Source organism: Tessaracoccus sp. SD287 (genome assembly GCF_017355265.1).
In the GTDB taxonomy this organism is placed as follows: Bacteria; Actinomycetota; Actinomycetes; order Propionibacteriales; family Propionibacteriaceae; genus Aestuariimicrobium.
Map to the genome: position 1 here is coordinate 23,417 of NZ_JADIJQ010000031.1, position 7,850 is coordinate 31,266.

Below are 7,850 nucleotides of genomic sequence, written 5' to 3' on the forward strand. Positions count from 1 at the left end.
GTGTGGTCGTCGACGGGTCTCAGAGCATGCAGCTGACGCAGCCGTCGACCTCGGTGCCGGCCAGCGCCAACTGCCGCAGCCGGATGTAGTACAGGGTCTTGATGCCCTTGCGCCAGGCGTAGATCTGGGCCTTGTTGATGTCGCGGGTGGTGGCGGTGTCGGGAAAGAACAAGGTCAACGACAGGCCCTGGTCGACGTGCTGGGTGGCCGCGGCATAGGTGTCGATGATCTTCTCCGGGCCTATCTCGTAGGCGTCGCGGAAGTACTCGAGATTGTCGTTGGTCATGTAGGGCGCCGGGTAGTAGACCCGGCCGATCTTGCCCTCCTTGCGAATCTCGACCTTGGCGACGATCGGGTGGATCGAACTGGTCGAGTGGTTGATGTAGCTGATCGACCCAGTCGGCGGGATGGCCTGCAGGTTCTGGTTGTACAGCCCGTGCTCGCCGACCTCGGCGGCCAGAGCGCGCCAGTCGTCCGGGGTTGGCAGGGTAATGCCGGAGCGCTCGAACAGATCGGCGACCCTGGCCGTGCGCGGCACCCACTGGCCCTCGATGTACTTCGCGAAGTACTCGCCGCTGGCGTAGCTGCTGCGCTCGAAGCCGTCGAAACGATCACCGCGCTCCCGAGCCAGGCGGCACGACGCGGTCAGGGCATGGAAGGTGACGGCGTAGAAGTACATGTTGGTGAAGTCGAGCCCCTCGTCGGAGCCGTAGTGGATGGACTCACGGGCGAGGTAGCCGTGCAGGTTCATCTGTCCCAGGCCGATCGCGTGGCTCATCGCATTGCCGCGGTCGATGCTGGGGGTGCAGGCGATGTTCGACTGGTCCGAGACGCTGGTCAGCGCACGCACCGCGGTCTCGATAGTGCGCGCGAAGTCAGGGGAGTCCATCGTCCGGGCGATGTTGAGCGAGCCCAGGTTGCACGAGATGTCCTTGCCGACCTGGTCGTAGGACAGGTCCTCGTGGTAGGTCGAGGGACCGGAGACCTGCAGAATCTCCGAGCACAGGTTGGACATGCTGATCCGGCCGTCGATCGGGTTGGCCCGGTTCACCGTGTCCTCGAACATCAGGTACGGGTAGCCGGACTCGAACTGGATCTCGGCCAGGGTCTGGAAGAACTTGCGCGCGTTGATCTTCTTCTTGGTGATCCGCTTGTCGTCGACCATCTCGCGGTACTTCTCGCTCACCGAGATCTCGCTGAACGCCACCCCGTAGACGCGTTCGACGTCGTAGGGGCTGAACAGGTACATGTCCTCGTTGGTGCGGGCCAGGTCGAAGGTGATGTCGGGAATGACCACCCCCAGCGAGAGCGTCTTGATGCGGATCTTCTCGTCGGCGTTCTCGCGCTTGGTGTCCAGGAAGGACAGGATGTCGGGGTGATGGGCATGGAGGTAGACCGCACCCGCACCCTGGCGGGCACCCAGCTGGTTGGCGTAGCTGAACGAGTCCTCGAGCAGCTTCATCACCGGGATCACCCCGGACGACTGATGCTGGATCTTCTTGATCGGGGCCCCGGCCTCGCGGATATTCGTCAGTGACAACGCCACCCCGCCGCCGCGCTTGGACAGTTGCAGCGAGGAGTTGATCGCCCGTGAGATCGACTCCATGTTGTCCTCGACCCGCAGCAGGAAGCACGAGACCAGTTCCCCGCGCTGCGCCTTGCCAGCGTTCAGGAAGGTGGGGGTTGCCGGCTGGAAGCGTCCCGACATGATCTCGTCGGTGATCTGCTCGGCCAGGGCACGGTCACCGTCGGCCAGGGCCAGCGCCACCATGGCGACCCGGTCCTCGAAACGTTCCAGGTAGCGGGTGCCATCGAAGGTCTTCAGGGTGTATGCGGTGTAGTACTTGAACGCCCCCATGAAGGTCGGGAAGCGGAACTTCACCGCGTAGGCCCGCCTGAACAGGCCCTTGACGAACTCGGCGTCGTAGCGTTCCAGCACGGCCGCCTCGTAGTAGCCCTGCTGGACCAGGTAGTCCAGCTTCTCGGCCAGGGAGTGGAAGAAGACGGTGTTCTGGTTGACGTGCTGGCGGAAGTACTGGTGGGCTGCCTGCCGGTCGGCCTCGAACTGAATCCTGCCCTCGGCGTCGTACAGGTTCAGCAGGGCATTGAGGGCGTGGTAGTCAGTCTGTTCCGCGGCCAGTGACTCGCGGCCGGTGTCAGTCAACAGGGTCATGGTGCAAGGAGCCTTTCGCGGACACGCGCCACGTCATCGGCGGTGCCCAGTAGTTCGAAGCGTTCGAGGTGGGGGACGCGGCACTTGGCGGCGACGATCTCGCCGGCCAGGCAGTAGGCCGCACCGAAGTTGGTGTTGCCCGCCGAGACCACCCCACGGATCAGGGCGCGGTTTCCCGGGTCGTTGAGGAACCGGATCACCTGCTTGGGGACCGCACCGCCGACGCTGCCCCCGCCATAGGTGGGCAGCAGCATGATGTAGGGCTCGGTGACCGTCAGCGGCTCCTCGGCCCGCCGCAGCGGGATCCGCTCGGCCGGAAGACCCAACTTCTGGACGAAGCGGTGGGTGTTCAGCGAGGCGGAGGAGAAATAGACCAGGTGCATTGGGTTACGCGGCTCGGGCGCGCTCGGCTGCAGCCCTGATCAGGTCGGGCCGGAAACCGGACCAGTTCTGGTCGCCATCGACGACCACGGGAACCTGTTGGTGGCCCAACGCCCGGACCTCGAGCAGGGCGGCGTCGTCCTGCGAGAGGTCGACCACCCGGTAGGGGAGGCCGACCTTGTCCAGGGCGCGGTAGGTGGCGGTGCACTGGACACAGGTGGGCTTGCTGTAGACGGTGATGGGTGCTGACACGTGCTCTCTCCTCGAAGCAGGGTCGCGCGGGGGAGCACAGCAAGTGCGCCCGGTCTTCCCGCGAGACCGATGGTCGGACGAACCGGGCGAACCCGGGCGCTGGCAGGTCTTCGGACTCGAGGGCGGACGCGTGACGCGTGGACCTAGTGGGCGACGCTTCCCAGCCTGGTGGCCAGTGCTCATGTCGCCGGTCGTTCCCTCATACCGCTGCGGGGCAGTCCCGGATTCACACCGGGTTCCCTGTTGTCTCATCACCCAAACCCCACATCTGGGGGTCAGGGGGATGAACCAGCACTAGGTATCGTAATCACACCGGTGTCATTTCGTCCACCGGCAACTGCTTCCCCCACCACGGGTCGACGCCAAGTGCTTGGATGGACCCATGCGAGGAGCCATCATTCACGCGGCCGGCGACGTACGCGTCCAGAGCCGTCCTGACCCGATCATCGAGCACCCCACCGATGCCATCATCGAGGTCAGCGCGACCTGCGTCTGCGGCTCGGACCTGTGGCGCTACCGCGGCGACAACCCCATCCCCGAACCCAAGGCGATCGGCCACGAGTGCTGCGGGATCGTCGTGGAGGTCGGCGCCCAGGTCACCTCGGTGAAACCCGGTGACTTCGTCATCGCCAGCTTCTACTCCTGCGACGGCACCTGCCCGCACTGCCTGGCCGGGTTCAGTTCGGTCTGCGCGAACCTCGACTGGATGGACGGCTGCCAGGCCACCCACGTCCGCATCCCGCAGGCCGACGGCACCCTGGTGGCCACCCCCGAGGCGCCCGATGCTGCCATGCTGGGTGACCTGTTGACCCTGTCCGACGTGATGGGCACCGGCTGGCATGCCGCGCTGATGGCCGGGGTGCGTCCGGGGATGACGGTGGCCGTGGTGGGTGACGGTGCCGTGGGCCTGTGCGGGGTGCTGGCCGCCGCTGAACTCGGTGCCGGGCGGATCATTGCGATGAGCCGCCACGAACCCCGCCAGCAGGTGGCCCGCCAGTTCGGCGCCAGCGACATCATCGCCGCGCGCGGGGACGAGGGGATCGGCGAACTCCACGAACTCACCGCCGGCGTCGGTGCCGACGCCGTCCTGGAATGCGTTGGCAACGGACCGGCGATGGCGCAGGCCATTGCCTGCGCCCGGCCGGGTGCCATGGTCGGCTTCGTCGGCGTGCCCCACGGCATCGACCTGGACGTCGGCGCGCTGTTCCGCCGCAACGTGGGCGTGCGTGGTGGCATGGCCCCGGTGCGCGGCTACCTTCCCGATCTGCTTGACAGGGTCTGGTCGGGGCGGATCCATCCCGGCCGGGTCTTCGACGCCAGCTACGCCCTGGACGACATCGCCGAGGCCTACCAGGCGATGGCCGAGCGTCGCGTCATCAAGGCCCTGGTGACCCCCTGATGCGTCCCCCCGACACCGAGCGCGACGACCTGGTCGAGACCCTGCACGGGCACCGCATCGCCGATCCCTACCGGTGGCTCGAAGACCCCGACTCCGACCGCACCCGCGCCTGGGTCGCGGCCCAACGCGACTACTTCGAGTCCGTCTTCGCCACCATCGGGCACCGCGACTGGTTCACCGCCACGATGAACGACATCCTGCGCCAACCGCGCATCGGTGCCCCGTCGGGCCAGCATGGCTGGTTCCTGCGCCGGGTCCGCGATGCCGACCAGGACCAGGAGGTGCTGGTCGGCGCCCGCAGCCTGGACGACCTGCTCACCGGCGGCCGGGTGCTGCTCGACCCCAACCAGTGGTCGGATGACGGCACCACCTCGCTGGGGGCCGCGCGGGTCAGCCCTGATGGCCGACTGCTGGCCCACGGCATCAGCGAGGCCGGCTCGGACTGGACCCGGATCGCGGTCCTCGACCTGGACACCGGCCAGACACTCCCCGACGAGGTGATGGCCCGGTTCAGTCAACCGAACTGGCTCGGTGACTCGTCCGGCTTCCTGTACACCGCCTTCCCGGAGGCGGGGCGCGCCGAGGGCACCGAGACCCGCGCCGTGGCCGGTGGCCACCTCATGCTGCACCGCATCGGCACCGACGCCAGCAGCGATCTCGACCTGTTGAGCTTCCCCGATGACCCGCACCTGATGATGGTGCCCGTGGTCCTCGAGGGCGCCGAGCACGACTGGGTGGTGCTGATGCTGCGCCGCGGCACCCATCGCAGCAACGCCCTGTGGGTCGCGCCCGTGCTGCCCGGACAGGGCGCCGGCGCGGGGGACCGGCTGGGGGACTGGACGGTCCTGTTCGACGACCACCACCACGAGCGCCTGCCGGTCGGTGTCATCGGTGACGAACTGCTGCTGCAGGTCAACGACCACCCGCTCGGCGAGGTCATCGCCGTCCCACTGCCCGGCGCCGCGGGTGGGCGGCGTGTCGTCATCGGGGCAGACGAGCATGTCCTGGCCGACGTGGCCCTGGCCGATGGACTGCTGCTGACCCACCATCTGGCCGACGCCCAACCCCTGCTGCGGCGCTGGACGTCCCGGGGGGACCTGCTGGGCGTCGTCGGCCTCGACGCCGGCGCCCTGGTCGGACTCACCAGCGAACCGAAGCAGCCTGACGTCTTCCTGGCGGCCAGTTCCACCGTCCGCGACCTGACGGCCTGGCACCTGGACATCGGCACCGGGGATCTCACCCAGCTGCCTGCTGCTGAGCGCGGATGGCAGCCTCCCCAGGTCACCGTCCGCCGCGGCCGGGCCGCCAGCACCCCGGCACGCACCGCCGGCCCCCACGCTCCCGGCGTCCAGGTGCCGTTCTTCCTGATCACCGCCGATGATGCGCCACCCGGCCCGCGACCGACGCTGCTGTACGGCTACGGCGGTTTCTCCGTACCGGTGGCGGCCGACTACCGTCCCGGCTGGCCCGCCTGGCTGGCCGCCGGCGGCACCCTGGTCATCGCCAACCTGCGAGGCGGCTCGGAGTACGGCAACGACTGGTACGAGCAGGGCCGGGCCGCCAACAAGCAGAACGTCTTCGACGACGTCATCGCCGTCGCCGAGCATCTGATCGCGACCGGGGTGACCACCCCCGCCCAGCTGGCGATCCATGGGCGCAGCAACGGCGGCCTGTTGGTCGGGGCGGCCATGAGCCAGCGCCCGGAGCTGTTCGCGGCGGCGATCCCGCAGGTGGGCGTGCTCGACCTGCTGCGCTTCCACCGGTTCACCATCGGCGCGGCGTGGACCAGCGACTACGGCAACCCTGAGGTCACCGAGGACTTCGAGACGGCGCTGGCCTACTCGCCACTGCACAACCTGCGCCGGGGCACCGAGTACCCGGCCACCCTGGTGGTGACCGGTGACCACGACGACCGGGTGGTGCCGGCGCACTCCCACAAGTTCACCGCCACCCTGCAGGCCGCCCAGGGGGACGCGGCGAGCCCCGCCGTCACGCGCATCGAGGTCGCCACCGGCCACGGTATCGGCAAGCCGGTCGGCATGCTCGCCAGTGAATGGGCCGACGTGCTGGCCTTCGCCGCGCACCACACCGGGCTGGTCCCACCCCCTCGCCGGTGATCAGCAGCCTTCGTCCGGACCCGCGCCACGCCTGGGCCGGGACACTGGACGTCGCGGCCACCATCGACCTCGAGGTCCGACGCTCCCGGTTCATCGCCCACCTGGCCCGGTGCGCGGACGAGGCGGCGGCCCGCAGCTTCGTCGAGGCGGTCCGCCAGCGATACCCCGACGCCAGGCACCACTGCTCGGCGTCGGTCGTCGCGGTCCCCGGCCAGCACGACGCGGAGCACAGTTCGGATGACGGGGAGCCTGCCGGGACCGCCGGGCGCCCCATGCTGGACACGCTGAAGGCGGTCGAACTGGGCCAGGTGTGCGTCGTGGTGGTGCGCTACTTCGGGGGCGTCCTGCTGGGCACCGGGGGACTGGTCCGCGCCTATGCGGGGGCGACCCGGGCCGTGCTGACGGGCCTGCCCGTGGTGCGCGTCGAGCCCCGTCGGCTGCTCGAGATCGAAGCGGACCACGGCGATGCCGGGGTCGTGGAGCATGCGCTGCAGCAGGTGGGCATCGCACCCGCCGCCCGCGACTACACGGGACGAGCCACCCGCCTGACGGTCGCGGTCACCGACGCAGCGGCGGTCGCCGCCCAGGTGGCCGAGGTGAGCGCCGGCCGTGCGCACATCCACGACCTGGGCGCAGCCGACGTGGAGGTCGCGGCCGGCACCCTGTGAGGTGTGCCGCCGGCCCAGCGTGGCCCGGTGTCAGCCAAGGCCTTGTGGGGTTCGTAGACTGGTGGGGTGAGCAACCTGCCGATTTCCTCCAAGTACCGCAGCCAGTCCCATGAGCCGGTCTCCGACGCCGAGCGGGAGGATCTTGGCAAGCGACTCAATGACGAGTTCACCAAGGGCACCATCGACGCTGAGCAGTACCCCCAGCTGCTCGACCGCATCTACGGGGCCAGGACACTGGGCGAACTGGTGCCGGTGGTCGAGGCGCTGCCCGCCAAGCAGACCTATGACCAGCCCGACATCGTCACCCAGACCGGCGCCGCCCCGCCCGGGGAACTGACCCAGCCCAAGAATGCCAACCGGTTGGCGCTGTACACGATCGGCGGCTCATTCCTGGTCGGCCTGCTGGTGCTCATCCTGCTGATCGCCATCGTGCTCTGATCGCGGCCCCCCGATGAACGACACGGCGCCCGAGGACTGGTGGCCCTTCCGGCGTCCCGCCGGGAGCCCACCGCAGCCCGCGGACCAGGTGCCCCCGACCACCGGTGAGGCCACCCAGTCGCTGCCCGTGCCCAGCGATGTCGATGCGCCCACCGAGGTGCTGCTGCCGCCCGCCGCCGCGTCGGCGCCGGTGGGGCGCTGGGCGCACCACCCGGGTCACCAGCCAACCCCATCACGGCCACGTCCTGAGCTCCATCGGCCGCCGCCCGGACCCCATTACCAGCCCCCTCCCTTTCTCTTCTCCCCATCTCCGCTCCCACCCTCCAGGCCTCCCTCTCGTATTCCCTCTTCTGCCTGAAAAAAAAAAAGCGAGTCGTAAACTTCCCAAAAAAGAACGTCCATAAATTCGCTTTGCAGCCATA

7 protein-coding genes and 1 riboswitch are annotated in these 7,850 nt (G+C 68.7%); of the genes, 4 read left to right on the forward strand and 3 right to left on the reverse strand.

Features of this window, described 5'->3' with window-relative positions; translation table 11 throughout:
• Positions 1 to 19: 19 nt before the first annotated feature.
• From nrdE to nrdH, 3 genes are read right to left on the reverse strand one after another with little or no spacing between them, the layout of a single operon-like run.
• Entirely contained in the window at positions 20 to 2,173 is a 2,154-nt protein-coding gene (nrdE, locus tag IPV09_RS11635; protein ID WP_207475422.1) for a class 1b ribonucleoside-diphosphate reductase subunit alpha, read from the reverse strand.
• Entirely contained in the window at positions 2,170 to 2,556 is a 387-nt protein-coding gene (gene nrdI / locus IPV09_RS11640) for a class Ib ribonucleoside-diphosphate reductase assembly flavoprotein NrdI (RefSeq protein WP_207475423.1), read from the reverse strand. The genes nrdE and nrdI overlap by 4 nt, the downstream gene beginning before the upstream one ends.
• A gap of 4 nt (positions 2,557 to 2,560) precedes the next feature.
• Positions 2,561 to 2,806, reverse strand: coding sequence for a glutaredoxin-like protein NrdH (nrdH, locus tag IPV09_RS11645; RefSeq protein ID WP_370590303.1), 246 nt, complete (start codon positions 2,804 to 2,806; stop codon positions 2,561 to 2,563).
• Positions 2,807 to 2,889: 83 nt separating this feature from the next.
• Positions 2,890 to 3,114: riboswitch (cobalamin riboswitch) on the reverse strand.
• Positions 3,115 to 3,188: 74 nt separating this feature from the next.
• Here nrdH and IPV09_RS11650 point away from each other — a divergent pair.
• The 4 genes from IPV09_RS11650 (at position 3,189) to IPV09_RS11665 (ending at position 7,428) form a co-directional block, all read left to right on the forward strand.
• A complete protein-coding gene (locus IPV09_RS11650) occupies positions 3,189 to 4,205 on the forward strand; it encodes a zinc-dependent alcohol dehydrogenase family protein (protein ID WP_207475424.1) in 1,017 nt (338 codons plus the stop codon).
• A complete protein-coding gene (locus IPV09_RS11655; RefSeq protein WP_207475425.1) occupies positions 4,205 to 6,322 on the forward strand; it encodes a prolyl oligopeptidase family protein in 2,118 nt (705 codons plus the stop codon). The genes IPV09_RS11650 and IPV09_RS11655 overlap by 1 nt, the downstream gene beginning before the upstream one ends.
• The gene (locus tag IPV09_RS14490) at positions 6,319 to 6,990 is read left to right on the forward strand and encodes a YigZ family protein (RefSeq protein ID WP_207475426.1); all 672 of its coding nucleotides are present in this window, start codon (positions 6,319 to 6,321) and stop codon (positions 6,988 to 6,990) included. The genes IPV09_RS11655 and IPV09_RS14490 overlap by 4 nt, the downstream gene beginning before the upstream one ends.
• A gap of 66 nt (positions 6,991 to 7,056) precedes the next feature.
• Positions 7,057 to 7,428: a DUF1707 domain-containing protein gene (locus tag IPV09_RS11665; protein WP_207475427.1), complete on the forward strand. Its 372-nt coding sequence runs from the start codon at positions 7,057 to 7,059 to the stop codon at positions 7,426 to 7,428.
• Positions 7,429 to 7,850: the final 422 nt, after the last annotated feature.